Origin of the sequence: Planococcus faecalis (assembly GCF_002009235.1) — a bacterium.
Taxonomy (GTDB): Bacteria; Bacillota; Bacilli; order Bacillales_A; family Planococcaceae; genus Planococcus; species Planococcus kocurii.
On sequence record NZ_CP019401.1, the window covers coordinates 1 to 25,787 of the forward strand.

The following is a 25,787-nucleotide window of genomic DNA, read 5'->3' on the forward strand; positions in this document are numbered from 1 at the left end:
TTGGAACACTTAGACGAACTTTGGTCGAGTGTCTTAGCCCAAGTTGAAACTAAAATCTCCAAACCAAGTTTTGAAACGTGGTTAAAATCAACAAAACTTTTATCCTACCAGGATGATACAGTCACCATTTCAGCGCCCAATTCTTTTGCACGTGATTGGTTGGAAAACCATTATGTACACTTGATCACCGGAATTTTATCAGATTCCACTGGCGATGATATGATGATTAAGTTTGTTGTGCCCAAAGATCAGGATATGGATGATTTTCAACTCCCTGCGCCTCGCGTTAAACCGGGTCATGACCAGCAGCAAGAGTTTTTGCCTGGCATGCTGAATCCTAAATATACTTTCGATACGTTTGTAATTGGTTCAGGCAACCGCTTTGCGCATGCCGCCTCTTTGGCCGTGGCCGAAGCACCCGCAAAAGCTTATAACCCGCTGTTTATCTATGGGGGAGTTGGACTTGGTAAGACACATTTAATGCATGCTATTGGACATTACGTCCTCGAACACAATCCGAATGCGAAAGTGGTTTATTTGTCTTCGGAAAAATTTACAAACGAATTTATTAACTCAATACGTGACAATAAAACGGGCGAGTTCCGCGATAAATACAGAGGTGTCGACATTCTTTTAATTGACGATATTCAGTTTTTAGCGGGGAAAGAACAAACACAGGAAGAGTTTTTCCATACGTTTAACACGCTGCACGAAGAGTCCAAGCAAATAATTATCTCAAGTGACCGACCGCCAAAAGAGATTCCTACACTAGAAGATCGATTGCGTTCTCGTTTTGAATGGGGATTGATTACAGACATTACACCACCTGATTTGGAAACCCGTATCGCTATTTTGCGCAAAAAAGCAAAAGCGGATGGACTGGATATTCCAAATGACGTCATGACGTATATTGCGAATTCTATAGATTCGAATATTCGTGAGCTTGAAGGAGCATTAATCCGCGTTGTGGCTTACTCTTCTTTGATTAATCGCGATATGAGCGCTGAGCTCGCTGCTGAAGCTTTAAAAGATATCATGCCAAACTCAAAGCCAAAAGTTATTACAATTTTAGACATTCAACATGCTGTTGGTGATCAATTCAACGTTAAATTAGAAGATTTTAAAACAAAACGTCGCACAAAAGATATCGCATATCCGCGTCAAGTTGCGATGTATTTGTCACGTGAGATGACTGATTTCTCTTTGCCTAAAATTGGAGAAGAATTTGGTGGACGTGATCATACAACCGTTATTCACGCTCACGATAAAATTTCAAAAATGTTAAAAGACAATCAGCAACTTCAACAAGATATTAAGGACATCAAAAGCGCATTGGGCAAGTAAATACCTTGTGGATAACCCGATAAATTAGCAAGCAGTTTATGCACAGTTTATCTACATGTGGATAAACTGCTTTTGTTGACTTTTTAAGGCTTATCCACATATTCACAGCCCCTACTACTACTATTACTTTAAAAGCCTTTAAATAAAATATATATATAAGCGAGGTTCGAGAATGAAATTCGAGATAAAACGTGAACGACTAGTTGAAGGATTAAACGATGTAATGAAAGCAGTAAGTTCAAAAACAACGATTCCGATCTTAACAGGAATTAAAATGGATGTATCTTCAGAAGGAATGAGATTAACTGGTAGTGACTCTGATATCACGATCCAAACATTTATTCCAGCAGAAGAAGATGGAGAGCAAATCATTCAGGTAACTGAAGGAGGAAGCATTGTTCTTCAAGCGAAGGTTTTCGGAGAAATCATTCGTAAATTGCCAACTAACGAAGTTGAAATTGAAATCACAGGAAATTTCCAAACGCATATTCGTTCAGGAAAATCTGAATTTCATTTAATCGGCTTGGACGCAATGGATTATCCACAATTACCAGACATTCAAGACGATCGTTTGTTTACAATTCCAGCCGATTTACTAAAAACAATCAACCGTGAAACAGTCTTTGCTGTATCTAGTTCAGAAACACGACCTGTACTCACAGGTGTTCATTGGGAAGTAAAAGATGGCGAACTTATTTGTGTGGCAACCGACAGCCATCGTCTGGCACGTCGAAAAACAAAGTTAGAAACACTACCAGAAGGGGAGTATAGCGTTGTTATCCCCGGAAAAAGTTTGACTGAATTAAATAAAATTCTTGATGACACTTCTGAAGCAGTAGAAATCGTCATGACAAATCAACAAGTTTTATTTAAATCAAAACACATTCTTTTCTTCTCTCGTCTATTAGAAGGAAATTATCCTGACACAACTCGCTTAATCCCAGCAGAATACAAAACGACTGTAACTGTTAACGGACGTTCCCTTTTACAAGCAATCGATCGTGCGTCTTTGTTAGCAAGAGAAGAACGCAATAATGTCGTGCGTTTCTCTGCGAAAGCAGGAAATGAAGTAGAAGTTTCTTCTAATTCACCAGAAGTAGGTAAAGTAGAAGAACAGCTACAAGCACAAAGCATCGAAGGAGAAGAATTAAAAATCTCTTTCAGCGCGAAATTTATGATGGATGCGCTAAAAGCAATTGATGGACAAGATGTTATTATTCAGTTTACTGGGGCAATGCGTCCTTTCATTTTAAAATCAGCTTTAGATGATTCGATTTTGCAGCTAATTCTTCCTGTCCGAACATATTAAAATTAAATCACACCCTCAGGATAGCCATATAGGCTATCCTTTTTACTTTTTAGCTAAAATAGGGTAAAATAGAGGGATAGACTATGAATCGAAGGATGAGTGCATTTTGAGAGAAATCGGGATTGAGACTGAATATATAACATTGGGACAATTATTAAAAATGACGGATACAATAAGTTCAGGTGGAATGGCTAAATGGTTTTTAGGGGAACACGAAGTTTTTGTAAACGGTGAAGCTGAAAGCCGTAGAGGACGTAAATTACGTCCGAATGACCTTATCAATATTCCAGGGTTTGGAGAATTTCGTATCGTGACTGCTGAAGGCATGAGCTTCGATGCGGATTGACCGCCTCGAGCTTGTCAATTATCGAAACTACGAATCACTAGAACTAAATTTTTCTCCAGAGATTAACGTCTTTATAGGAGAAAATGCACAAGGCAAAACGAATATCATGGAATCACTTTACGTTTTATCCATGGCTAAATCGCATCGCACATCAAATGACAAGGAATTGATACGCTGGGAAGCCGAATATGGTAAAATTAAAGCTGATGTTTACCGTAAATATGGTAAACTGCCCCTCGAAATCACCTTGTCAAAAAAAGGTAAGAAAGCAAAAGTCAATCATTTAGAACAACGTAGACTGAGTGATTATATTGGCCAATTAAATGTTGTTATGTTTGCTCCAGAAGACTTACACCTTGTAAAAGGAAGTCCACAAGTACGCAGGCGTTTCATTGACATGGAAATCGGACAAATTTCTCCAGTTTATTTGCATGATTTAGTAACTTACCAAAAACTCCTCAAACAAAGAAATCATATATTGAAACAGCATTACGGAAAACAAACGATTAATGACGTAATGTTCGATGTCTATACAGAACAATTCATAGAAGCGGCTGTCAAAATCATTCGTAAGCGATATCAGTTCATGGAGCTTTTGCAAAAATGGGCTGAACCAATCCATCACGGTATTTCCCGTGGATTGGAACAACTTCAAATCCGCTATCAACCGATCAGCGGTTTAAAGCCTGAATGGACGCCGGAAGAAATGGCGTCTTTTTTAGAGCAGAAACTGATAGAAGTGCGAAAACGAGAAATTGAACGGGGAGTGACGCTTGTCGGTCCTCACCGTGACGAACTTCAATTTTTTGTTAATGGCTACGATGTTCAAACTTACGGTTCGCAGGGGCAACAGCGCACTACCGCTTTATCGTTAAAACTCGCTGAAATCGAACTGATTAAACAGGAAGTTGGAGAAGCGCCTGTGTTATTACTTGATGATGTGCTCTCTGAATTGGATGATTACAGACAATCTCACTTACTGAATACAATTAAAGGGTCTGTTCAAACTTTTGTTACGACGACAAGTGTTGAAGGAATCCAACACGAAACCATCCAAAGTGCACGTCTTTTCGAAGTTTCTAATGGAAAAGTTAAAGAATAATGCTATTGGTATTTTTACAGCTGAAAATTATAGGTTTTTAGGTACTTACACCTGTGAATGTCTAAATTATTATGAAATATTGTCCTTATCGTCCACAGGTTATGTTGATAAATGGAATTCGGGATTATGAAATGCGTAAGAAAGAGCAGGTGAATGGAATGGCTATGGAAGAAAAAGGTTTGCAAGAATCATATGAAGCGAGTCAAATTCAGGTATTAGAAGGATTAGAAGCTGTTCGTAAAAGACCAGGTATGTATATCGGTTCTACAGGTTCAAGAGGTCTACACCATTTAGTTTGGGAGATCGTAGATAATAGTATTGATGAGGCACTAGCGGGTCATTGTACCGAAATTAAAGTTTCCATTGAACCCGATAATTGGATTCGCGTAGAAGATAACGGGCGTGGAATTCCTGTTGGTATGCAGAAAAAAATGGGACGTCCAGCAGTAGAAGTTATTATGACTGTTTTGCACGCAGGAGGTAAATTTGGCGGCGGAGGTTACAAAGTATCTGGTGGTCTTCACGGCGTAGGTGCTTCTGTAGTAAATGCTTTGTCAGAAACGACAGAAGTATTCGTTAATCGCGATGAAAAAAGACACTATATTAAATTTGAACGTGGTGCGGTAAAAGAAGAACTAAAAGTAATTGGAGATTCAGAACACACAGGCACGACAATCCGTTTTAAAGCGGATCCAGAAATTTTTACAGAAACGACTGTATATGAATTCGATCTTCTAGATCATCGCTTACGTGAACTAGCTTATTTGAATCGTGGCTTAAGAATTGTCATGAAAGATGAGCGCGAAGGCGAAGAAAAAGAGAAAGTTTATCATTTTGAAGGCGGCATTAAGTCGTATGTCGAACATTTAAACAAATCCAAAGACCCACTCCACGACGAGGCTATTTTTGTTGAGGCTGAAAAAGAAGGCATTACTGTTGAAGTAGCGATGCAATACAATGCTGGCTACGCAGCCAATATTTTCTCTTTTGCTAACAATATCAATACCCATGAAGGCGGAACACACGAATCCGGCTTTAAAACTGCTTTGACACGTGTAGTTAATGACTATGCTCGTAAAAAGAGCATGTTGAAAGAACAAGATCTAAATTTAACCGGAGATGACGTGCGCGAAGGATTGACTGCAATCATTTCCATCAAACACCCAGATCCACAGTTTGAAGGCCAAACAAAAACTAAACTTGGCAATACGGAAGTCAGTACTATCGTTAATAATTTATTTTCTGGCGGGTTTGATCGATTCTTGCTAGAGAATCCTACCGTTGCAAAGAAAATTGTTGAAAAAGGGATTATGGCTTCCCATGCACGTATGGCGGCTAAAAAAGCTCGTGAGTTTACGCGTCGTAAATCAGTTCTTGAAGTATCAAGTCTGCCAGGTAAACTGGCCGATTGTTCATCTCGTGATCCTAAAATTAGTGAAATTTATATCGTTGAGGGTGATTCAGCTGGTGGATCTGCAAAATCAGGCCGAGATCGTCATTTTCAAGCGATTTTGCCATTGCGCGGAAAGATCTTGAACGTTGAGAAAGCTCGTCTTGACCGAATTCTCACGAACGAGGAAATTCGCAATATTATTACAGCACTAGGTACCGGTATCGGTGAAGAGTTTAATCTTGAAAAAGCACGTTATCACAAAGTTGTTATTATGACCGATGCGGATGTTGACGGCGCTCATATTCGTACGCTGTTATTAACTTTCCTTTTCCGTTACATGCGTCCATTGCTTGAAGCTGGTTACATTTACATTGCCCAGCCGCCGTTGTTCCAAATCAAACAAGGCAAGCATGTGGATTATGTTTACTCAGATGAACAATTAAAATTAGCACTTGAAAAATTGTCTCCAACGCCAAAACCGAATATTCAGCGGTATAAAGGATTAGGAGAGATGAATGCGACACAACTGTGGGACACAACAATGGATCCGGATGTGCGGACTTTGCTGCAGGTCACATTAAACGATGCCATGGTAGCAGACGAAACTTTTCATATTTTGATGGGAGACGACGTTGAACCACGCCGTAACTTTATCGAAGAAAATGCGAAATACGTTAGAAACTTAGACGTTTAACAGGTATAGAGTTGAGAGGAGGCTGCGGATATGGCTGAACGGCCGAGCAGTGGTGTTGAAGAAATAAATATAAGTACGGAAATGCGGACTTCATTTTTAGATTATGCGATGAGCGTTATTGTGTCGCGTGCCTTACCTGATGTGCGTGATGGATTAAAGCCTGTCCACCGCCGTATTCTTTATGCAATGCATGATTTGGGAATTACGGCAGATAAAGGGTATAAAAAATCAGCGCGTATCGTTGGGGATGTTATTGGTAAATACCATCCGCACGGTGACTCAGCTGTTTATGAAACCATGGTTCGTATGGCGCAAGATTTTAGTTACCGCTATATGCTTGTAGACGGGCACGGAAACTTCGGGTCTGTCGATGGGGACTCAGCTGCGGCAATGCGTTATACAGAATCCAAAATGTCTAAAATTTCGATGGAATTATTACGCGATTTAAATAAAAACACGGTTGATTACCGCGATAACTATGATGGACAAGAAAAAGAACCAATTGTGTTACCAAGTCGTTTTCCAAATCTTTTAGTAAACGGTACGTCAGGGATTGCGGTTGGTATGGCTACCAATATTCCACCGCACCATTTGGGTGAAACAATCGATGCTGTTTTAGCACTCGCTGATAATCCTGCAATTACAACCGAAGAATTAATGGAGCATATTGAAGGACCTGATTTCCCGACTGGTGGTATTATCCTTGGTCGGAGCGGAATTCGTCGCGCCTATGAAACAGGCAAAGGTTCTGTGTTAATTCGTTCGGTTGTTGATATCGAAACAAAAGCGAATGGCAAAGAAGTTATTATTGTTAACGAAATTCCTTTCCAAGTAAACAAAGCGCGATTGATTGAAAAAATCGCGGAACTTGTCCGTGATAAAAAAATCGATGGAATTACGGATCTCCGAGACGAATCTGACCGTAACGGTATGCGCATCGTGATTGAAGTACGTCGAGATGCTAGCGCCAGTGTTCTCTTGAATAATTTGTACAAACAAACAGCGATGCAAACCAGCTTCGGTCTTAATATGCTAGCACTTGTGGACGGTCACCCAAAAGTTCTTAGCTTAAAAGAAATTCTTTTCCATTACCTTGAGCACCAGAAAGTAATCATTCGTCGTCGTACGCAATTCGAATTGACAAAAGCAGAAGATCGCGCTCATATTCTAGAAGGTTTGCGCATTGCGTTAGATCATATTGATGCGATTATTGCATTGATTCGTGGCTCACAAACAGCAGAACAAGCACGCAACGGCTTAATGACTGATTTCAATTTAACTGAGCGTCAATCTCAAGCGATTTTAGATATGCGTTTGCAACGTTTAACTGGGTTGGAAAGAGATAAAATCGAAGAAGAGTATCAAGCATTGGTGAAACTAATCGAAGAATTGAGAGATATTCTTGCGAATGATTATCGTATTCTTGAAATTATTAAGGAAGAAATGCTTGAAATTAAAGAACGCTTTAGCGATAAGCGTAGAACGGAAATCACAACTGGCGGAGCAGAAATGTTTGAAGATGAAGATTTGATTCCAGTGGAAGCAACAGTGTTGACACTGACTCATAACGGCTATATCAAACGTTTGCCTGCTAACACATACCGCAGCCAAAAACGTGGTGGGCGCGGCGTACAAGGAATGGGCACGAATGAAGATGATTTTGTGGAACATTTACTGTACACGTCAACACACGATACGATTCTGTTCTTTACAAACAAAGGTAAAGTTTATCGTAAAAAAGGGTACCAGATTCCTGAATACGGCAGAACTGCCAAAGGCTTACCTTTAGTCAACCTTCTTGAAATTAGCAAGGAAGAAAAAGTAACAGCTGTTATACGCGTCGATGAATTCAAAGAAGATGCGTTCTTCTTCTTTACAACACGTGAAGGTGTTAGTAAACGGACACCTGTCACGAATTACGCTAATATTCGACAAAACGGCTTGATTGCTATTAGTCTTCGTGAAGAAGATGAGTTAATTTCTGTGAAATTGACAGATGGTACGAAAGAAATAATCATCGGTACTCGAAACGGTGCTTTGATTCGATTCCCAGAAACAGATATCCGCAGCATGGGTCGAACAGCTAGTGGAGTTCGTGGCATTCGTCTTCGTGAAGGCGATGCAGTGGTCGGCATGGAGATTTTGGATCCTAACGACAATGTATTGGTTATCACGGAGAAAGGATACGGGAAACAGACAAAAGAATCTGAGTACCGCGTCCAATCTCGTGGTGGTATGGGCATCAAGACGTGCCAGATTACAGATAAAAATGGACCACTTGTTGCGGTGCGAACTGTTAATGGCACAGAAGACATTATGTTAATCACTGTTAACGGTGTTTTGATCCGTATGGATGTTGAAGATATTTCGACTACAGGTAGAAGTACGCAAGGCGTCCGTTTGATTCGATTGGGCGAAGATGAAATTGTTGCTACTGTAGCTAAAGTTAAAAAAGATATTGAGTTACCTGAAGATCTGGAAGAAATCAATGGAGATGTTGATGAAACCTTGATCGAAGAAAGTGCTGAAGCAGATGTCTATGAAGCAGACGATGTCGTTGCTGATGAAAAGATTGATGTTATAGAAGAAACTCCAGAAGAAGACGAAGGATAAGAAGTAATAAAAAGCTCGCTGATCAAATTCAGCGGGTTTTTTTGTGCGAAGATTTAAGACGTACTACTATTGAAGCTGCCCGAAGTGGCGAGGAAATTTTACAAAGCAACAGACTGCATGAAAGTTTGCTAGATTTTCAACGGATAACGTCCAGTTCATTCTGATTTAGAGAATCTTCCTGGAGCTTGCTAAAGTCGGAGCAGTGAGTGAACCACAACGCTTTCAATATTTTTTGAAAATGTTAACGCTGTTAGTTATGCATTTTAATATTATTGTTTAAGCAGTTTCGAAACAATATCTAAAATTCTATTTGACGAAATAGATGGTAGAAATCTTGTTTTAGCAACTCAAAATAGCATCTCTGATTTTTTGTTTGGATAGAATTTTCAAGCATTGTCCTAACTTAAAGAGAGGATTATTTTTCTAGTGATGCAAGGTGGTGATTCCGGAGGTGTGAAGCTATGTTATATCTGGAAGTGAACCCATTACTAGGGCGTTCTCTTCATATAACAGGGTGTGACTAGTTGGAAGAGCTTTTCATTACCTAAAGAAATAAACCAGATGTATAACAAAACAAAACCTATTACAGCTAGAATACAACAACATGGTAAGCAAAAGTTGCTCTTTTAGATTAGAAAAATTGGGACAAGGATTTCGTTTCAAAGCAGTGTATTTCATAAAGTTAAAGTTTTTTTGCATAAACTGTTGACTCTTATATAACAGCATGGTATATTAGTTGAGTCGCCAATGAGCGCGGCAAATAAAAACACAACAACTTGAACCTTGAAAACTGAACAGCAAAACGTCAACAAATAGCAACGGTCGCGCAAAACGGCCCGCGCAAAACTTACTGATCAGCATTGCGCAGATCAAAGCGAATCGTGCGTCTTCGGACGGCGATACGCCAGCAGTATTGAGCAATCAACACTACTCTATAATGGAGAGTTTGATCCTGGCTCAGGACGAACGCTGGCGGCGTGCCTAATACATGCAAGTCGAGCGGAACTTTGGGAGCTTGCTCCCATTGTTTAGCGGCGGACGGGTGAGTAACACGTGGGCAACCTGCCCTGCAGATCGGGATAACTCCGGGAAACCGGTGCTAATACCGAATAGTTTGCGGCCTCTCCTGAGGCTGCACGGAAAGACGGCATCTCGCTGTCACTGCAGGATGGGCCCGCGGCGCATTAGCTAGTTGGTGGGGTAATGGCCTACCAAGGCGACGATGCGTAGCCGACCTGAGAGGGTGATCGGCCACACTGGGACTGAGACACGGCCCAGACTCCTACGGGAGGCAGCAGTAGGGAATCTTCCGCAATGGACGAAAGTCTGACGGAGCAACGCCGCGTGAGTGACGAAGGTTTTCGGATCGTAAAACTCTGTTGTGAGGGAAGAACAAGTACCAAGTAACTACTGGTACCTTGACGGTACCTCACCAGAAAGCCACGGCTAACTACGTGCCAGCAGCCGCGGTAATACGTAGGTGGCAAGCGTTGTCCGGAATTATTGGGCGTAAAGCGCGCGCAGGCGGTTCTTTAAGTCCGATGTGAAAGCCCACGGCTCAACCGTGGAGGGTCATTGGAAACTGGGGAACTTGAGTGCAGAAGAGGAAAGTGGAATTCCATGTGTAGCGGTGAAATGCGTAGAGATGTGGAGGAACACCAGTGGCGAAGGCGACTTTCTGGTCTGTAACTGACGCTGAGGCGCGAAAGCGTGGGGAGCAAACAGGATTAGATACCCTGGTAGTCCACGCCGTAAACGATGAGTGCTAAGTGTTAGGGGGTTTCCGCCCCTTAGTGCTGCAGCTAACGCATTAAGCACTCCGCCTGGGGAGTACGGCCGCAAGGCTGAAACTCAAAGGAATTGACGGGGGCCCGCACAAGCGGTGGAGCATGTGGTTTAATTCGAAGCAACGCGAAGAACCTTACCAGGTCTTGACATCCCACTGACCGGTGTAGAGATACGCTTTTCCCTTCGGGGACAGTGGTGACAGGTGGTGCATGGTTGTCGTCAGCTCGTGTCGTGAGATGTTGGGTTAAGTCCCGCAACGAGCGCAACCCTTGATCTTAGTTGCCAGCATTCAGTTGGGCACTCTAAGGTGACTGCCGGTGACAAACCGGAGGAAGGTGGGGATGACGTCAAATCATCATGCCCCTTATGACCTGGGCTACACACGTGCTACAATGGACGGTACAAAGGGCTGCAACCCCGCGAGGGCAAGCCAATCCCAGAAAACCGTTCTCAGTTCGGATTGCAGGCTGCAACTCGCCTGCATGAAGCCGGAATCGCTAGTAATCGTGGATCAGCATGCCACGGTGAATACGTTCCCGGGCCTTGTACACACCGCCCGTCACACCACGAGAGTTTGTAACACCCGAAGTCGGTGAGGTAACCCTTGTGGAGCCAGCCGCCGAAGGTGGGACAGATGATTGGGGTGAAGTCGTAACAAGGTAGCCGTATCGGAAGGTGCGGCTGGATCACCTCCTTTCTAAGGATAAATTCGGAACCGAGCTTGTCTCGGGGTTGACGTTTTGCGTTCAGTTTTGAAGGTTCACCTTCAGGCGGCAACGCCTTTTTTTGTGACTTTCAACCTTGTTCTTTGAAAACTGGATAAAACGACATTGAAACAAAGCAAGTAATTCAAGTACGCGTGACGATTTCGTCACAACTTTTTAATTAACCAGTGGTTAAGTTAGAAAGGGCGCACGGTGGATGCCTTGGCACTAGGAGCCGAAGAAGGACGGCACTAACACCGATATGCTTCGGGGAGCTGTAAGTGAGCTGTGATCCGGAGATTTCCGAATGGGGGAACCCACTGCCTTTAATCGGGTAGTATCCATGTGTGAATCTATAGCACATGAGAAGGCAGACCCAGGGAACTGAAACATCTAAGTACCTGGAGGAAGAGAAAGCAAATGCGATTCCCTGAGTAGCGGCGAGCGAAACGGGATCAGCCCAAACCAAGAGGCTTGCCTCTTGGGGTTGTAGGACACTCTATACGGAGTTACAAAAGATAGGATTAGGCGAAGCGACCTGGAACGGTCCGCCGCAGCGGGTAACAGCCCCGTAGCCGAAAACCCTATCCCTCCAGAGTGGATCCTGAGTACGGCGGAACACGTGAAATTCCGTCGGAATCTGGGAGGACCATCTCCCAAGGCTAAATACTTCCTAGTGACCGATAGTGAACCAGTACCGTGAGGGAAAGGTGAAAAGCACCCCGGAAGGGGAGTGAAATAGATCCTGAAACCGTGTGCCTACAAGTAGTCAAAGCCCGTTAATGGGTGATGGCGTGCCTTTTGTAGAATGAACCGGCGAGTTACGATTGCATGCAAGGTTAAGCTGAGAAGGCGGAGCCGCAGCGAAAGCGAGTCTGAATAGGGCGACAGAGTATGCAGTTGTAGACCCGAAACCAGGTGATCTACCCATGTCCAGGGTGAAGGTAAGGTAACACTTACTGGAGGCCCGAACCCACGCACGTTGAAAAGTGCGGGGATGAGGTGTGGGTAGCGGAGAAATTCCAATCGAACCTGGAGATAGCTGGTTCTCTCCGAAATAGCTTTAGGGCTAGCCTCAAGATTGAGAATCCTGGAGGTAGAGCACTGTTTGGACTAGGGGCCCATCCCGGGTTACCGAATTCAGACAAACTCCGAATGCCAGTGATTTATGCTTGGGAGTCAGACTGCGAGTGATAAGATCCGTAGTCAAGAGGGAAACAGCCCAGACCACCAGCTAAGGTCCCCAAATATCCGTTAAGTGGAAAAGGATGTGGCGTTGCTTAGACAACCAGGATGTTGGCTTAGAAGCAGCCATCATTTAAAGAGTGCGTAATAGCTCACTGGTCGAGTGACACTGCGCCGAAAATGTACCGGGGCTAAACGGATTACCGAAGCTGTGGATGGATCTCGTTAGAGATCCGTGGTAGGAGAGCGTTCTAAGGGCGTTGAAGTCAGACCGGAAGGACTGGTGGAGCGCTTAGAAGTGAGAATGCCGGTATGAGTAACGAAAGACGGGTGAGAATCCCGTCCACCGAATGCCTAAGGTTTCCTGAGGAAGGCTCGTCCGCTCAGGGTTAGTCGGGACCTAAGTCGAGGCCGATAGGCGTAGACGATGGACAACAGGTTGATATTCCTGTACCACCTCCCCGCCGTTTGAGCAATGGGGGGACGCAGAAGGATAAGGAGAGCGTGCCGTTGGTTGTGCACGTCCAAGCAGTGAGGCGTGAAATGAGGCAAATCCCATTTCTAATACGTTGAGCTGTGATGGCAAGAGGGTTTACCCTTGAGTCCCTGATTTCACACTGCCAAGAAAAGCCTCTAGCGAGGCGGGAGGTGCCCGTACCGCAAACCGACACAGGTAGGCGAGAAGAGAATTCTAAGGTGAGCGAGTGAACTCTCGTTAAGGAACTCGGCAAAATGACCCCGTAACTTCGGGAGAAGGGGTGCTCTGGTAGGGTGAATAGCCCGAGAGAGCCGCAGTGAATAGGCCCAGGCGACTGTTTAGCAAAAACACAGGTCTCTGCAAAACCGTAAGGTGACGTATAGGGGCTGACGCCTGCCCGGTGCTGGAAGGTTAAGAGGAGTGCTTAGCGCAAGCGAAGGTGCGAATTGAAGCCCCAGTAAACGGCGGCCGTAACTATAACGGTCCTAAGGTAGCGAAATTCCTTGTCGGGTAAGTTCCGACCCGCACGAAAGGCGTAACGATCTGGGCACTGTCTCAACGAGAGACTCGGTGAAATTATAGTACCTGTGAAGATGCAGGTTACCCGCGACAGGACGGAAAGACCCCGTGGAGCTTTACTGTAGCCTGATATTGAATTTTGGTGCAACTTGTACAGGATAGGTAGGAGCCTGAGATTCCGGAGCGCTAGCTTCGGAGGAGGCGTCAGTGGGATACTACCCTGGTTGTATTGAAATTCTAACCCACAAGCCTGATCGGCTTGGGAGACAGTGTCAGGCGGGCAGTTTGACTGGGGCGGTCGCCTCCTAAAGAGTAACGGAGGCGCCCAAAGGTTCCCTCAGAATGGTTGGAAATCATTCGTAGAGTGTAAAGGCAGAAGGGAGCTTGACTGCGAGACGTACAGGTCGAGCAGGGTCGAAAGACGGGCTTAGTGATCCGGTGGTTCCGCATGGAAGGGCCATCGCTCAACGGATAAAAGCTACCCCGGGGATAACAGGCTTATCTCCCCCAAGAGTCCACATCGACGGGGAGGTTTGGCACCTCGATGTCGGCTCATCGCATCCTGGGGCTGTAGTCGGTCCCAAGGGTTGGGCTGTTCGCCCATTAAAGCGGTACGCGAGCTGGGTTCAGAACGTCGTGAGACAGTTCGGTCCCTATCCGTCGCGGGCGCAGGAAATTTGAGAGGAGCTGTCCTTAGTACGAGAGGACCGGGATGGACACACCGCTGGTGTACCAGTTGTTCTGCCAAGGGCATCGCTGGGTAGCTATGTGTGGCCGGGATAAGTGCTGAAAGCATCTAAGCACGAAGCCCCCCTCAAGATGAGATTTCCCATTGCGCAAGCAAGTAAGATCCCTCAAAGACGATGAGGTAGATAGGTTCGAGGTGGAAGCGTAGCGATACGTGCAGCTGACGAATACTAATCGATCGAGGACTTAACCAACACACTGTATGCGAAAAAATTGCTTGTTTCACCTGTCGTTTATCCAGTTTTGAGTGAACAAACACTCAACCAAATAGTCCAGTGATGATGGCAAAGAGGCCACACCCGTTCCCATCCCGAACACGGCAGTTAAGCTCTTTTGCGCTGATGGTAGTTGGGGGTTTCCCCCTGTGAGAGTAAGACGTCGCTGGGCACATGAAAAAAAGTCGTTACCGATTCCGGTAACGGCTTTTTTGTATGGAAAAATCAGGACATACTAAATAAATGACGATCAAGAGAAAGTATAGGGGCTGTTTCTGTATCATGCGGCTGAAGTCGGTGCCTTTTGGATACGTGCGCTAAATACCACCGTTACTCTTTTCATTCGTGCCACGCCGACCAGTAACACCCGAATCCGAGAAGTAAAACGGGATCTCTACGCTTTCTCCACATCGATCTAGCCGTGAAATTCCATGCCCCGGTCGACGGTAATGGGTTTCACCACTTTTTTTGGCAGGTTTTTCAACACATGGATGATGGCCTGTGTGGTTTCACTTGCCGTTTTCGCAGCTAACTTATAGTTCTTCTCAAAACGGGTGGTACGTTCCGTCAATGTGAGAATCTGGCTCTTGTGCGATTTGCCGATAACGCTATCGATTTCCCAATGTCCCACTTGGCTTCGAGGCGCCAAACGTACATGGATCTTTTTCAGACAAGGCAGCTTGCCTCGCGGTTCACCTCGTTACTCTTTAACTTTCTTTGCGGATCAGTAGCTTTTGGGACAGGTTGAACAAGCCGAGAGCCGCGTACCGGTAACGCTCGAAACACGGATGGGAAAAGGTTTTAGATGCATTTTCCAGTACCGTCACGAGGCATTCTGGTGACCAATTGTACTTTAGTTTGGACAGGTTATAATCGACATCTTCTTGATTGACCGATTGTCTATCACGTCTGGCCTTGTAATCAGCCTGTGCCAACAGAGCGTGGCAAAGCTTATAGCGTTTCACTTCATAGTGGAGAGTGCTTTTGCTTCGTTCTAGCTGTTTCGCTATATAGGACAGTAGTTTTTCTTTCAGGCAATAACACTCGATTCGCACACCTTCCCGTAATATCACAGGGGCATCGCTCGTTTGGGAACACTCCTTTAGTTGATTCGCATTAACTGCGGTGTATCCACTTGAGCTATTTTTATTTTCTAGCCTTCCAACTTACTATGATAATCTATAAAAAAATAATATTTTACTATTCTAAATATTTTTTCTTTTAACAGTTTCTTGACACACCATATCTACGCTGATAACCTTACAATAATATTTAAAGGAAGCAGGAGGCGCGTCTACTTATGTGGGAATCAAAATTTGTAAAAGAAGGCTTAACGTTTGATGATGTATTGCTTGTACCAGCCCATTCGGAAGTTTTACCAAAAGACATTGATTTATCAGTTGAATTGACACCAACCCTTAAGTTAAAAATTCCAGTGATCAGTGCAGGTATGGATACAGTAACGGAAGCTAAAATGGCTATTGCTATGGCTCGCCAAGGCGGATTAGGAATTATCCATAAAAACATGAGTATTGAAGAACAGGCTGAACAAGTCGTTACTGTAAAGCGTTCAGAAAATGGCGTGATCACCGATCCTTTCTTCTTAACTCCTGAGCATCAAGTTTACGATGCAGAGCATTTAATGGGAAAATACCGAATTTCAGGTGTACCTATTGTTAACAACGAAAGTGAATTAAAACTTGTTGGAATTATCACAAACCGCGATTTACGGTTTATCCAAGATTATTCTTTGAAAATTAATGATGTAATGACAAAAGAGCAATTAGTAACTGCTCCTATTGGAACTACCTTAGAAGATGCTGAAAAGATTCTTCAGCAATACAAGATTGAAAAGTTACCAATTGTTGATAACCAAGGCGTGTTAAAAGGGTTAATTACGATAAAAGATATTGAAAAAGTAATTGAATTTCCTAATGCTGCGAAAGACCAGCACGGTCGTTTGTTAGCAGGCGCTGCTGTAGGCGTTACTTCAGACACTATGAAGCGCGTTGAGCATTTGGTGAAGGCTTCTGTTGATGTCATTGTACTGGATACAGCTCATGGTCATTCAGAAGGCGTTTTAGGAATGGTAAAGCAGATCAGGGCAACTTATCCAGAATTAACGATTATTGCTGGAAACGTAGCCACTGCTGCTGGAACAAAAGCATTGATTGAAGCGGGTGCAGATGTAGTTAAAGTTGGAATCGGTCCTGGTTCGATCTGTACAACTCGTGTTGTCGCAGGTGTTGGGGTTCCTCAGATTACAGCGGTATATGACTGCGCAACAGAGGCACGTAAGCATGGCAAAGCCATTATTGCTGATGGTGGAATCAAGTATTCTGGAGACATCATCAAAGCCTTAGCAGCGGGCGGACATGTTGTAATGCTTGGTAGTTTGTTGGCGGGGACGACTGAAAGTCCAGGAGATACTGAAATCTTCCAAGGTCGTCGCTTTAAAACCTATCGTGGTATGGGATCAATCGCTTCTATGGAAAAAGGCTCGAAAGACCGCTATTTCCAAGATGATGCAAAAAAATTAGTGCCAGAAGGAATCGAAGGTCGCTTGCCATACAAAGGACCACTTTCTGATACAATTCATCAATTACTAGGTGGTATCCGTGCAGGAATGGGTTATTGCGGAACTAAAGATTTACAGGTGTTACGTGAAGAAGCACAATTTATTCGTATGACTGGAGCAGGATTACGCGAAAGTCATCCGCATGATGTTCAAATTACTAAAGAATCTCCAAACTACTCCATTTAAGTTTATAAGACATCTTGCTCTTCATTTAATCGAAGAGCAAGATGTCTTTTTATGTTTTCGTTTTTAAGCATAATGAATGTGATAAAATAGCATGTGGAATCTTATAGATGGAGGTATTCAAATACGTGAAGAATTTTTTAACTAAAGGACTACTTATAGCATTACTCGTCATACTTACTGTGCTAGCAATTGTTCCGCAGCAAGCCTATGCGGAAGACGCATTAACTATAATGGCCGAAGCCGCTATTTTGGTAGACGCTCAAAGTGGCAAGATTCTTTATGAAAAAAATGCGGAAGCGCCTTTAGGGATAGCTAGCATGACCAAAATGATGACAGAGTATTTATTATTTGAAGCGATTGAAAATGGTAAGGTTACGTGGGATCAAGAGTATGAAGTGACGGATTACACGTACAAAATTTCTCAGGACATGCGTTTAAGTAATGTGCCATTTCGTGAAGACGGCTCTTACACCATTAAAGAAATGTATGAAGCGATGGCTATTTTCTCAGCTAACGCAGCAACAATCGGTATTGCCGAGACGATTGCAGGAACAGAAAGTAAATTTGTTGACCTAATGAACGATAAAGCAAAAGAAATGGGCTTAGAAGAAACGACTTTTGTCAATTCAACGGGTCTTAGTAATTCAAGCTTGATGGGCATGCATCCAGAGGGCACGAAAGAAACAGATGAAAACATCATGCCGGCGCGTTCAGTTGCCAAACTAACGAAACGCTTATTGGATGATTATCCAGAAGTGTTAGAAACGACTAAAATTCCGGTAAAATTATTTCGTGAAGGAACGGCAGACGAAACGCGTATGGAAAATTGGAATTCAATGCTTCCTGGGCTAATTTACGAATACGAAGGTATGGACGGATTAAAAACCGGCAGCACAGATTTTGCCGGTTATGCGTTTGCAGGGACAGCAAAGCGTGACGATACCCGGTTGATTGCTGTGGTTATGGGAGCAGTAGATAATAAAGGGGCCGGTTCGTATAAAGCTCGCTTTGATGCGACCCGTACTTTATTCGATTATGGTTTTGGTGAATTTACAACAGAAGAGGTTATTCCTGCAGGCTATCAATTTGAAGGTCAGCAAACGCTTGCTGTTGAAAATGGATTAGAAGAAAAAGTATCGATTGCGGTCAAAGAGCCAGTAAAGATGATGATTCGGACAGCGGATAAAGAATTGTATCGACCGGAATTACTGTTAGACGATTCAGTAGTTAAGAACGGCAAACTAGAAGCAGGTGTGGAAAAAGATTTAGTTGTAGGAACGCTACAGCTTAAGAAAACAGATGGCACGGAATATGGCTATTTGAGCGGCAGTACGGAAAAAGTTGAAATCGTGACTACTGAAGCTGTTGAACGTGCTAACTGGTTGTCTTTATCGATGCGCAGTACAGGAGAGTTCTTGTCTTCTTTGTGGGATGATGCAGGTAGTTTTGTAAGAGGGTTATTTTAATGATAAAAAAGCTGTTCATCCAAATAGATGAACGGCTTTTTTTATTGTATTTTCCAACAAGCCATCAATTCAATAATTCCTAAATGAATTTCTTCTTCGGATAGACCACCGAATCCGAGCACAATTTTTGGGTAAATTCCAGATTTTTTGTGGACATCATAAGAGTTTAGACCTGTGACACGAATGCCCGCTTGTTTAGCACGTTGTACCAGTTCTTCTTCGCTTGACGAGGTTTGGATGGTTAGCACGATATGCATGCCTGCTTGTTCACCGGAAACCGTGACGACCGGAGAGAATAAAGCGAGCGACTGACTCAGTTGTTTGATTTTCTTCTGATAGAGCTTGCGCATGCGGTTCAAGTGGCGCGAAAAATGACCATCTTTCATGAATTTGGCGACTAGTTGTTGATCATGTCTGGGTACCGATGAAGAGTAATGAAGAAACGTTTGCTGATAAGCCCGTAGCAGTTGTTTAGGCAAAACCATATAAGCGAGACGCAAAGAAGGCATGAGCGATTTAGAAAAAGTACTAATGTAAATAACACGGTCGCTTAAGTCCATGCTTTGTAGCGCGGGAATGGGGCGGCTAGTGTATCGAAATTCACTGTCGTAATCGTCTTCAATAATATAACGTTCAGGCTTAGCGACAGCCCAGTTCAGTAATTGCGCACGTTTGGTGGCACTCAAGACCGAACCTGATGGAAATTGGTGTGATGGTGTGACGTAAGCTACATCAACGTTAGATTCTTCTAACTGACTAACGTTGATGCCGTCTTGTTCGAGTTCAATCGGGATAGACTGGCGGTCGTGATGACTGAAAATGCTATGGGTCAATGCATAGCCAGGATTTTCATAGCCGTAAACCAGTTTTTTATGAAGTAGACGAATGAGTAAGGGCATTAATTGTTCTGTACCAGAGCCAATCACGATTTGTTCTGCATCACAAACAACTCCGCGAGACTGGTACAAATAACGGGCAATTTCTTGGCGCAAGGCGTCGTCTCCTTGAGGGTGCCCAGATAATAATAAGTGATGATTAGAGTCATCTAAAATGTCACGTGTCAGTTTGCGCCACGTTAAAAATGGAAAAGAACGTGTATCAATACTGGCCGAGTTGAAATCTATTTTGTAAGCAGTCGTTTCTTTGACGGTAGGCTCGTCATGCGGAATATCCAAGTACGCCAGTTCTTCGACGGGTTGAGCATAAAATCCTTTACGTGGTCTAGATTCAATAAATCCTTCCGCGACAAGTTGAGAATACGCCAGTTCGACGGTCGTTTGACTAATTTGCAGATAATCTGCTAATTTGCGTTTGCTTGGTAATTTTGCCTCTATGCCGATTGTGCCGTTTATAATGGCTTCTTTTATTTCTTGATACAACTGTTTGTATAACGGGGTTTGTGACTGTTTTTGAAGTTGAAACATTAGCATATCCATATGAATTCCTCCAACTGACCTGATTGAAATGATTGTAACTGAGTCTTTTTATATGGTCAATCTCTATTATACTGAATTTATTAATGAATAGGGGGAATTAGTAAATGACTCAACATGGAACAAATCGTGTAAAAAGAGGAATGGCTGAAATGCAAAAAGGTGGCGTGATTATGGATGTGGTTAATGCAGAACAAGCACGTATTGCAGAAGCTGCAGGCGCAACGGCTGTCATGGCACTTGAACGTGTGCCATCAGATATTCGTAGAGACGGTGGAGTAGCACGTATGGCAGACCCACGCATCACAGAAGAAGTGATGAAAGCTGTATCGATTCCAGTGATGGCAAAAGCGCGTATTGGTCATATTGTGGAAGCGCGTATTTTAGAAGCGATGGGTGTCGATTATATCGATGAAAGTGAAGTGCTGACGCCAGCCGATGAAGAATTTCATTTATTAAAAAACCAATACACGGTTCCTTTTGTTTGCGGGTGTCGGAATTTAGGTGAAGCGGCGCGCAGAATTGGTGAAGGCGCTTCGATGCTACGAACAAAAGGCGAACCAGGTACAGGAAATATTGTCGAAGCAGTTCGTCATTTGCGACAAGTAAATGCAGAAATCCGCAAAGTAGTCGCAATGAGCGAAGATGAATTAATGACAGAAGCACGTAACTTAGGAGCTTCTTATGAGTTTTTAAAAGAAGTTAAAAGTTTAGGGCGCTTGCCGGTAGTTAATTTTGCAGCTGGCGGAATTGCCATACCTGCAGATGCAGCGTTAATGATGGAATTAGGAGCGGACGGTGTGTTTGTTGGTTCTGGTATTTTCAAATCAGATAACCCTGAACGATTTGCCCGAGCGATTGTGGAAGCGACGACACATTACCAAGATTACAAATTGATCGCTGAACTGTCAAAAGACCTGGGCATTGCAATGAAGGGCATTGAAATTTCAACCATTGCTGCCGGTGAACGTATGCAAGAGCGAGGCTGGTAACCTGAAACGAGTAGGAATTCTTGCGTTGCAAGGAGCTGTTCGTGAGCATATCAAGTCGGTTCAGGCGTGCGGAGCGGAAGCGATTGCTGTTAAATGGCCGAAAGATCTTAAAAATTTGGATGGCTTAATCTTACCGGGCGGAGAAAGTACGACGATGCGCCGTTTAATCGATCGTTATGGCTTGATGGAACCGTTAAGAGAGTTTGCGCAAACCGGAAAACCGATGTTTGGCACGTGTGCGGGCTTAATTTTGCTTGCTGAAACAGTCGTTGGTAGCGACGATGCGCATTTAGGTGTGATGGACGTTACAGTGGAACGAAATTCGTTTGGTCGACAAGTGGATAGTTTTGAAGCACCGCTTGCGATTAAAGGTATTGATGGATCTTTTGAAGCCGTCTTTATCCGAGCGCCCCATATTGTTAGTGTCGGAGAAGAAACCGAAGTGTTATGCGTGCATAATGAAAAAATTGTGATGGCGAGAGATGGCCAATTTCTCGGTTGTTCATTCCATCCCGAATTGACCGACGATCACCGCATTACGGCTTATTTTTTAAACATGATTAAGAACAAGTCAGACCTTCTCTTGCAAAACCTATCAACTTATAGTAAAGTATGATTAATTTAAAAGACGAAACGTTGATGGGAATTAGTAAAATGACTGTTTTTCCAAAGAGAGCCGGTGGTTGGTGCGAACCGGTGAAAAACACATTTGAATCCACCCCGGAGTTGCATGGCGAAAAAAGCCATTGCCGGTTTAAATGCCGTTATGTGATGAAGAGGATTGGCTTTTGCCGATCAATCAGGGTGGCAACGCGGGTAGCTCTCGTCCCTTTACCAAGGGATGGGGGCTATTTTTGTTGTCTTTTTTTATTTTGAAATTTTAAGGAGGAAACAGTATGTTGGATATTCGTTTTGTACGTGCCAATTTTGAAGAAGTAAAAGCAAAGCTTGGAAAGCGCGGGGAAGATATTTCTGTACTTAATGATTTTGAAGGATTGGATCTAAAACGCCGTGAGTTGATTGCACAAACTGAAAAATTAAAAGCAGAGCGCAACGAAGCGTCTCAAAATATCGCAGCGATGAAACGTGCAAAAGAAAATGCAGACGAAGCCATTACAAAAATGCGTGAAGTTGGCGATCAAATTAAAGTGATTGATGAAGAGTTAAAAGCAGTTGAAGAAAGCTTGCACTATATTATGATGCGTGTTCCAAATATTCCGCACGACAGCGTGCCGTTTGGCGATTCTGAAGATGATAATGAAGAAATCCGCACATGGGGCGACAAGCCTGCATTTGACTTTGACGTTAAGCCACACTGGGATTTAGGAACGGATTTAAACATCATTGATTTTGAACGCGCAGCGAAAGTAACGGGCAGCCGGTTTGTCTTTTACCGTGGACTTGGTGCTCGCTTAGAACGCGCATTGATCAACTTTATGATGGACCTCCACCAAGAAGAGCATGGCTATGAAGAAATGTTGCCTCCTTATATGGTTAACCGCGAAAGCTTGACAGGCACTGGCCAATTGCCGAAGTTTGAAGAAGATGCATTTTTGATTGAGAAAGAGGATTATTTCCTCATTCCGACTTCTGAAGTACCGGTAACTAACTTTTACCGTGATGAAATTTTAACGGCAGATATGTTGCCACAAGCCTTTGCGTCTTATAGCGCGAATTTCCGCTCTGAAGCGGGTTCTGCAGGTCGCGACACACGCGGACTAATCAGACAGCACCAATTCAATAAAGTCGAGCTAGTGCGCTTTGTAAAGCCAGAGGATTCTTACGACGAATTAGAGAAATTGACAGGACATGCGGAGAAAGTACTGCAACTTTTAGGACTACCTTATCGCGTCTTAAAAATGTGTACAGCCGACCTAGGGTTTACAGCTGCCAAAAAATACGATATCGAAGTATGGATTCCAAGCCAAGAAACATATCGTGAAATTTCTTCTTGCAGTAACTTTGAAGATTTCCAAGCAAGACGTGCAAATATTAAATTCCGTCGTGAAACAACAGGAAAACCTGAATTTGTTCACACATTAAACGGCAGTGGATTAGCAATTGGTCGTACGGTGGCAGCTTTACTTGAAAACTGTCAGCAAAAAGATGGATCAATCCTAATTCCTGAAGTATTACAGCCTTATATGGGTGGCAAAAAGACTATTGGATAAAGTAGCTTTCATTTTTCTTCATGGCTTTTAAGTAGTGGAGCGATTTAATAAAAAGACTCAAAAGCAATTTTGCTTTTGAGTCTTTTTTTAGAGAAAAAGGGTAAAGAGAAGTTAAGGAATCTGAGCGAAGGAGTTGTTTTTATGGAAAACCTAAGCTTTCAAATTATAGAAACAAACGGTATCCATCTTCATATAGCTGTAGCGGGACCAGCAAATGGACCGTTAGTTGTCTTGTTGCATGGCTTTCCAGAATTTTGGTTTGGTTGGAAAAATCAAATTCAACCTTTAGCAGAAAAAGGATACCGGGTCGTGGCGCCTGACCAGCGCGGCTATAATTTGAGCGATAAGCCAAAAGGAATCGATAATTACACCGTGGATTATTTACGTGATGATGTGATTGGCATCATTGAGCACTTCCAAAAAAAGACAGCTATTATTATCGGACATGACTGGGGCGGAGCAGTAGCTTGGCATTTGGCAGCCACGCGGCCCGAGTATGTGGAAAAATTGATTGTCTTGAACATCCCACATCCCAAAGCCATGCCAAAAGTACTCAAAAAAAATCCACTACAATGGATGAAGAGTGCCTACATTGCGTTTTTTCAGTTACCTAATCTGCCTGAGAAGGCTCTTGGCATGGGGGGATTTAAAGCTATGCAGCAAGGAATTGAACAGTCTAGCAAGCCGACTGCTTTTTCAAAACACGAACTTGAACTATACAAAGCAGCGTGGTCACAGTCTGATGCATTAACAGCGATGCTCAATTGGTACCGGGCAATCCGGAGAGGCAGCTTTAGGCAAGTGCCGGATACGAAAATCAAAGTACCAGTCCGCATTATTTGGGGAGTGGGCGATCAGTTTCTGTCACCTATGCTTGCAAAGGAAAGCATGTCTTTTTGCGAAGAAGTCAATTTGGCCTTTGTCGGAGAAGCAACGCATTGGATTCAACACGAGCAACCGGAGATTGTTAATCACTTGATTGTTCAATTCATCAACGAATAAAAGCGGAAGACCCTATAACTGGGTTTTCCGCTTTTGCTTCTTGGCTTCTCGAAGATTTCGGAAAAACTGCGTTAGCAGCTGTCCACATTCTTCAGCAAGAACGTTTTCGGTTACTTGGCATTGATGATTAAAGCGCTCATCATTCAGCAAACGGTACAAGGAATCTACACTGCCCGCTTTCGCATCGCGCGCGCCATAAACAACGTGGGGAATCCGAGACTGCAAAATGGCACCTGCACACATGGGGCAAGGCTCTAACGTAACGTAAATCTTTGTGTCTTCGAGTCGCCAGTTGCCGAGATGCAGACAAGCTTCTTGTATAGCTAGTAGTTCGGCGTGTGTTACAGCGTTTTGTGTCGTTTCACGTAAGTTGTGTGCACGCGCAATAACTTGGTCTTTGTAAACAATAACAGCACCAATGGGTACTTCTCCTTTTACTCCTGCTTTATTGGCTTCGTCAATCGCCATATTCATGTAATAATGATCTTTTTCCATCCCGTTCATGATGCATCGCTCCTTAAATCCAGTGTATCATTTTCTACCAATTAAAAAAGTCGAGCAGACAAAAATCATTGAACAGCGTAAACTAAAGAAATTAGCTACTAAACAGTGAGGGGTGTTCGAAGAATGAAACAACATAAAAAAGAAAAACCTCTTCATTTTACTCTACGATTTGTTTTTATTTTTATTGGAGCTACGTTGGCGGCGGCGGCTATTGAATTATTTTTAGTTCCGAATTCGATTATTGATGGTGGTATTATTGGCGTTTCTTTAATCTTGAACTATTTAACGGTTGTTCCTTTTGGCGTATTGATGGTCGCAATCAATTTGCCGTTCCTTTATTTTGGTTATAAGCATATTGGTCGTAACTTTTTTGTCTCTTCTATTTTTGCTATTGTGACCCTAGCGTTAATAGCAATTCCGATGCATAAAATCGAACCTTTTGTGGGAGATCCACTTCTTGCTACAATATTTGGCGGGTTACTTCTTGGTGTGGGGGTTGGACTGGTCATTCGGAACGGTGGCGCACTTGATGGAACCGAGATTCTCGGGATTTTATTGACGAAAAAATTACCGTTTTCCATTGGTGAGTTTGTTATGTTTTTCAATGTCTTTATCTTTGGATGGGCTGCTTTTGTTCTTGGACTGGAGCAAGCGATGTATTCGGTTTTGACGTACTATATTGCTTCTAAAACGATTGATGTGGTCATTCAAGGTCTTGAAGATACAAAAGCTGTACTAATTGTATCAGAAGAATACGAAGAAATTGGTTCAGCGATTAATGATCGTCTTGGTCGAAGCTTTACTAAGCTGCATGGTCAAGGGGGCTATTTGAATACTCCTAAAGATGTTATTTATGTGGTAGTTACTCGTCTGGAACTAACCAAGCTCAAACAAATTGTCACAGATGTTGATTCGAAAGCCTTTTTAACGATTATGGACACTCAAGAAGTCCACGGGGCAACCTTTAAAAAACCGATTCATTAATAAATCCTTCGATTTTCTGCTCTACTTTTCGCGT

At 43.3% G+C, this 25,787-nt stretch carries 17 protein-coding genes, 3 rRNA genes and 1 other annotated feature; of the genes, 16 read left to right on the forward strand and 4 right to left on the reverse strand.

Annotated features, from left to right (window positions below; genetic code table 11):
• The 9 genes from dnaA (at position 1) to rrf (ending at position 14,609) form a co-directional block, all read left to right on the forward strand.
• A complete protein-coding gene (gene dnaA / locus AJGP001_RS00005; protein WP_071152954.1) occupies positions 1-1,344 on the forward strand; it encodes a chromosomal replication initiator protein DnaA in 1,344 nt (447 codons plus the stop codon).
• A gap of 172 nt (positions 1,345-1,516) precedes the next feature.
• A complete protein-coding gene (gene dnaN / locus AJGP001_RS00010; protein WP_058383851.1) occupies positions 1,517-2,653 on the forward strand; it encodes a DNA polymerase III subunit beta in 1,137 nt (378 codons plus the stop codon).
• 106 nt (positions 2,654-2,759) lie between these two features.
• Positions 2,760-2,999, forward strand: coding sequence for a S4 domain-containing protein YaaA (gene yaaA, locus AJGP001_RS00015; protein ID WP_071152955.1), 240 nt, complete (start codon positions 2,760-2,762; stop codon positions 2,997-2,999).
• Positions 2,989-4,101 carry a DNA replication/repair protein RecF gene (gene recF / locus AJGP001_RS00020; protein ID WP_071152956.1) on the forward strand — a complete coding sequence of 371 codons (1,113 nt, stop codon included), beginning with the start codon at positions 2,989-2,991 and terminating at the stop codon, positions 4,099-4,101. The genes yaaA and recF overlap by 11 nt, the downstream gene beginning before the upstream one ends.
• Positions 4,102-4,259: 158 nt before the next feature.
• Positions 4,260-6,188: a DNA topoisomerase (ATP-hydrolyzing) subunit B gene (gene gyrB, locus AJGP001_RS00025; RefSeq protein WP_071152957.1), complete on the forward strand. Its 1,929-nt coding sequence runs from the start codon at positions 4,260-4,262 to the stop codon at positions 6,186-6,188.
• Between the two features lie 30 nt (positions 6,189-6,218).
• Positions 6,219-8,801: a DNA gyrase subunit A gene (gene gyrA, locus AJGP001_RS00030; RefSeq protein WP_058383847.1), complete on the forward strand. Its 2,583-nt coding sequence runs from the start codon at positions 6,219-6,221 to the stop codon at positions 8,799-8,801.
• Positions 8,802-9,735: 934 nt separating this feature from the next.
• Positions 9,736-11,286: ribosomal RNA gene (locus AJGP001_RS00035) — 16S ribosomal RNA — on the forward strand.
• Positions 11,287-11,483: 197 nt separating this feature from the next.
• Positions 11,484-14,416, forward strand: a 23S ribosomal RNA gene (locus tag AJGP001_RS00040).
• Positions 14,417-14,493: 77 nt separating this feature from the next.
• Positions 14,494-14,609: ribosomal RNA gene (rrf, locus tag AJGP001_RS00045) — 5S ribosomal RNA — on the forward strand.
• Together the 16S, 23S and 5S rRNA genes form the textbook arrangement of a ribosomal RNA operon.
• Before the next feature lie 243 nt (positions 14,610-14,852).
• Here rrf and AJGP001_RS00050 read toward each other — a convergent pair.
• Positions 14,853-15,086 (reverse strand): IS30 family transposase, encoded by a 234-nt coding sequence (locus tag AJGP001_RS00050; RefSeq protein ID WP_071153244.1) that lies wholly within the window; start codon positions 15,084-15,086, stop codon positions 14,853-14,855.
• A gap of 58 nt (positions 15,087-15,144) precedes the next feature.
• Entirely contained in the window at positions 15,145-15,510 is a 366-nt protein-coding gene (locus AJGP001_RS17310; protein ID WP_151897503.1) for a hypothetical protein, read from the reverse strand.
• A gap of 227 nt (positions 15,511-15,737) precedes the next feature.
• On the opposite strand from AJGP001_RS17310, the gene guaB reads away from it, so the two are divergent.
• Positions 15,738-17,201 carry an IMP dehydrogenase gene (gene guaB, locus AJGP001_RS00055; protein ID WP_058383843.1) on the forward strand — a complete coding sequence of 488 codons (1,464 nt, stop codon included), beginning with the start codon at positions 15,738-15,740 and terminating at the stop codon, positions 17,199-17,201.
• A 107-nt stretch (positions 17,202-17,308) separates the two neighbouring features.
• The gene (locus AJGP001_RS00060; RefSeq protein WP_078079990.1) at positions 17,309-18,667 is read left to right on the forward strand and encodes a serine hydrolase; all 1,359 of its coding nucleotides are present in this window, start codon (positions 17,309-17,311) and stop codon (positions 18,665-18,667) included.
• Positions 18,668-18,708: 41 nt separating this feature from the next.
• Here the strand turns inward: AJGP001_RS00060 and pdxR are convergent, their stop codons facing one another.
• A complete protein-coding gene (pdxR, locus tag AJGP001_RS00065; RefSeq protein WP_078079991.1) occupies positions 18,709-20,103 on the reverse strand; it encodes a MocR-like pyridoxine biosynthesis transcription factor PdxR in 1,395 nt (464 codons plus the stop codon).
• A 104-nt stretch (positions 20,104-20,207) separates the two neighbouring features.
• Between pdxR and pdxS the strand changes: the two genes are divergently transcribed.
• The 4 genes from pdxS (at position 20,208) to AJGP001_RS00085 (ending at position 24,265) form a co-directional block, all read left to right on the forward strand.
• The gene (pdxS, locus tag AJGP001_RS00070) at positions 20,208-21,092 is read left to right on the forward strand and encodes a pyridoxal 5'-phosphate synthase lyase subunit PdxS (protein ID WP_071153213.1); all 885 of its coding nucleotides are present in this window, start codon (positions 20,208-20,210) and stop codon (positions 21,090-21,092) included.
• Between the two features lies 1 nt (position 21,093).
• Complete coding sequence (pdxT, locus tag AJGP001_RS00075; protein ID WP_071153239.1) at positions 21,094-21,708, forward strand: pyridoxal 5'-phosphate synthase glutaminase subunit PdxT; 615 nt, start codon at positions 21,094-21,096, stop codon at positions 21,706-21,708.
• 11 nt (positions 21,709-21,719) lie between these two features.
• Positions 21,720-21,926: a binding site (T-box leader), on the forward strand.
• Between the two features lie 62 nt (positions 21,927-21,988).
• Positions 21,989-23,263, forward strand: a complete 1,275-nt coding sequence (serS, locus tag AJGP001_RS00080) for a serine--tRNA ligase (protein WP_071153214.1) — start codon at positions 21,989-21,991, stop codon at positions 23,261-23,263.
• A gap of 141 nt (positions 23,264-23,404) precedes the next feature.
• Positions 23,405-24,265 (forward strand): alpha/beta fold hydrolase, encoded by an 861-nt coding sequence (locus tag AJGP001_RS00085; RefSeq protein ID WP_071153215.1) that lies wholly within the window; start codon positions 23,405-23,407, stop codon positions 24,263-24,265.
• A 12-nt stretch (positions 24,266-24,277) separates the two neighbouring features.
• Here AJGP001_RS00085 and tadA read toward each other — a convergent pair whose 3' ends face one another.
• The gene (tadA, locus tag AJGP001_RS00090; protein ID WP_143039500.1) at positions 24,278-24,769 is read right to left on the reverse strand and encodes a tRNA adenosine(34) deaminase TadA; all 492 of its coding nucleotides are present in this window, start codon (positions 24,767-24,769) and stop codon (positions 24,278-24,280) included.
• 123 nt (positions 24,770-24,892) lie between these two features.
• On the opposite strand from tadA, the gene AJGP001_RS00095 reads away from it, so the two are divergent.
• On the forward strand, positions 24,893-25,753 hold the full coding sequence (locus AJGP001_RS00095) for a YitT family protein (RefSeq protein WP_058383836.1): 861 nt from the start codon (positions 24,893-24,895) through the stop codon (positions 25,751-25,753).
• Positions 25,754-25,787 lie beyond the last annotated feature (34 nt).

Excerpts from the sequence above, each read along its gene's own strand:
- dnaN (WP_058383851.1), top strand. The coding sequence starts at position 1,517 with ATGAAATTCGAGATAAAACGTGAACGACTAGTTGAAGGATTAAACGAT.
- recF (WP_071152956.1), top strand. The coding sequence starts at position 2,989 with ATGCGGATTGACCGCCTCGAGCTTGTCAATTATCGAAACTACGAATCA.
- gyrB (WP_071152957.1), top strand. The coding sequence starts at position 4,260 with ATGGCTATGGAAGAAAAAGGTTTGCAAGAATCATATGAAGCGAGTCAA.
- gyrA (WP_058383847.1), top strand. The coding sequence starts at position 6,219 with ATGGCTGAACGGCCGAGCAGTGGTGTTGAAGAAATAAATATAAGTACG.
- guaB (WP_058383843.1), top strand. The coding sequence starts at position 15,738 with ATGTGGGAATCAAAATTTGTAAAAGAAGGCTTAACGTTTGATGATGTA.
- AJGP001_RS00060 (WP_078079990.1), top strand. The coding sequence starts at position 17,309 with ATGGAGGTATTCAAATACGTGAAGAATTTTTTAACTAAAGGACTACTT.
- pdxR (WP_078079991.1), bottom strand. The coding sequence starts at position 20,103 with ATGGATATGCTAATGTTTCAACTTCAAAAACAGTCACAAACCCCGTTA.
- pdxS (WP_071153213.1), top strand. The coding sequence starts at position 20,208 with ATGACTCAACATGGAACAAATCGTGTAAAAAGAGGAATGGCTGAAATG.
- serS (WP_071153214.1), top strand. The coding sequence starts at position 21,989 with ATGTTGGATATTCGTTTTGTACGTGCCAATTTTGAAGAAGTAAAAGCA.
- AJGP001_RS00085 (WP_071153215.1), top strand. The coding sequence starts at position 23,405 with ATGGAAAACCTAAGCTTTCAAATTATAGAAACAAACGGTATCCATCTT.
- tadA (WP_143039500.1), bottom strand. The coding sequence starts at position 24,769 with ATGAACGGGATGGAAAAAGATCATTATTACATGAATATGGCGATTGAC.
- AJGP001_RS00095 (WP_058383836.1), top strand. The coding sequence starts at position 24,893 with ATGAAACAACATAAAAAAGAAAAACCTCTTCATTTTACTCTACGATTT.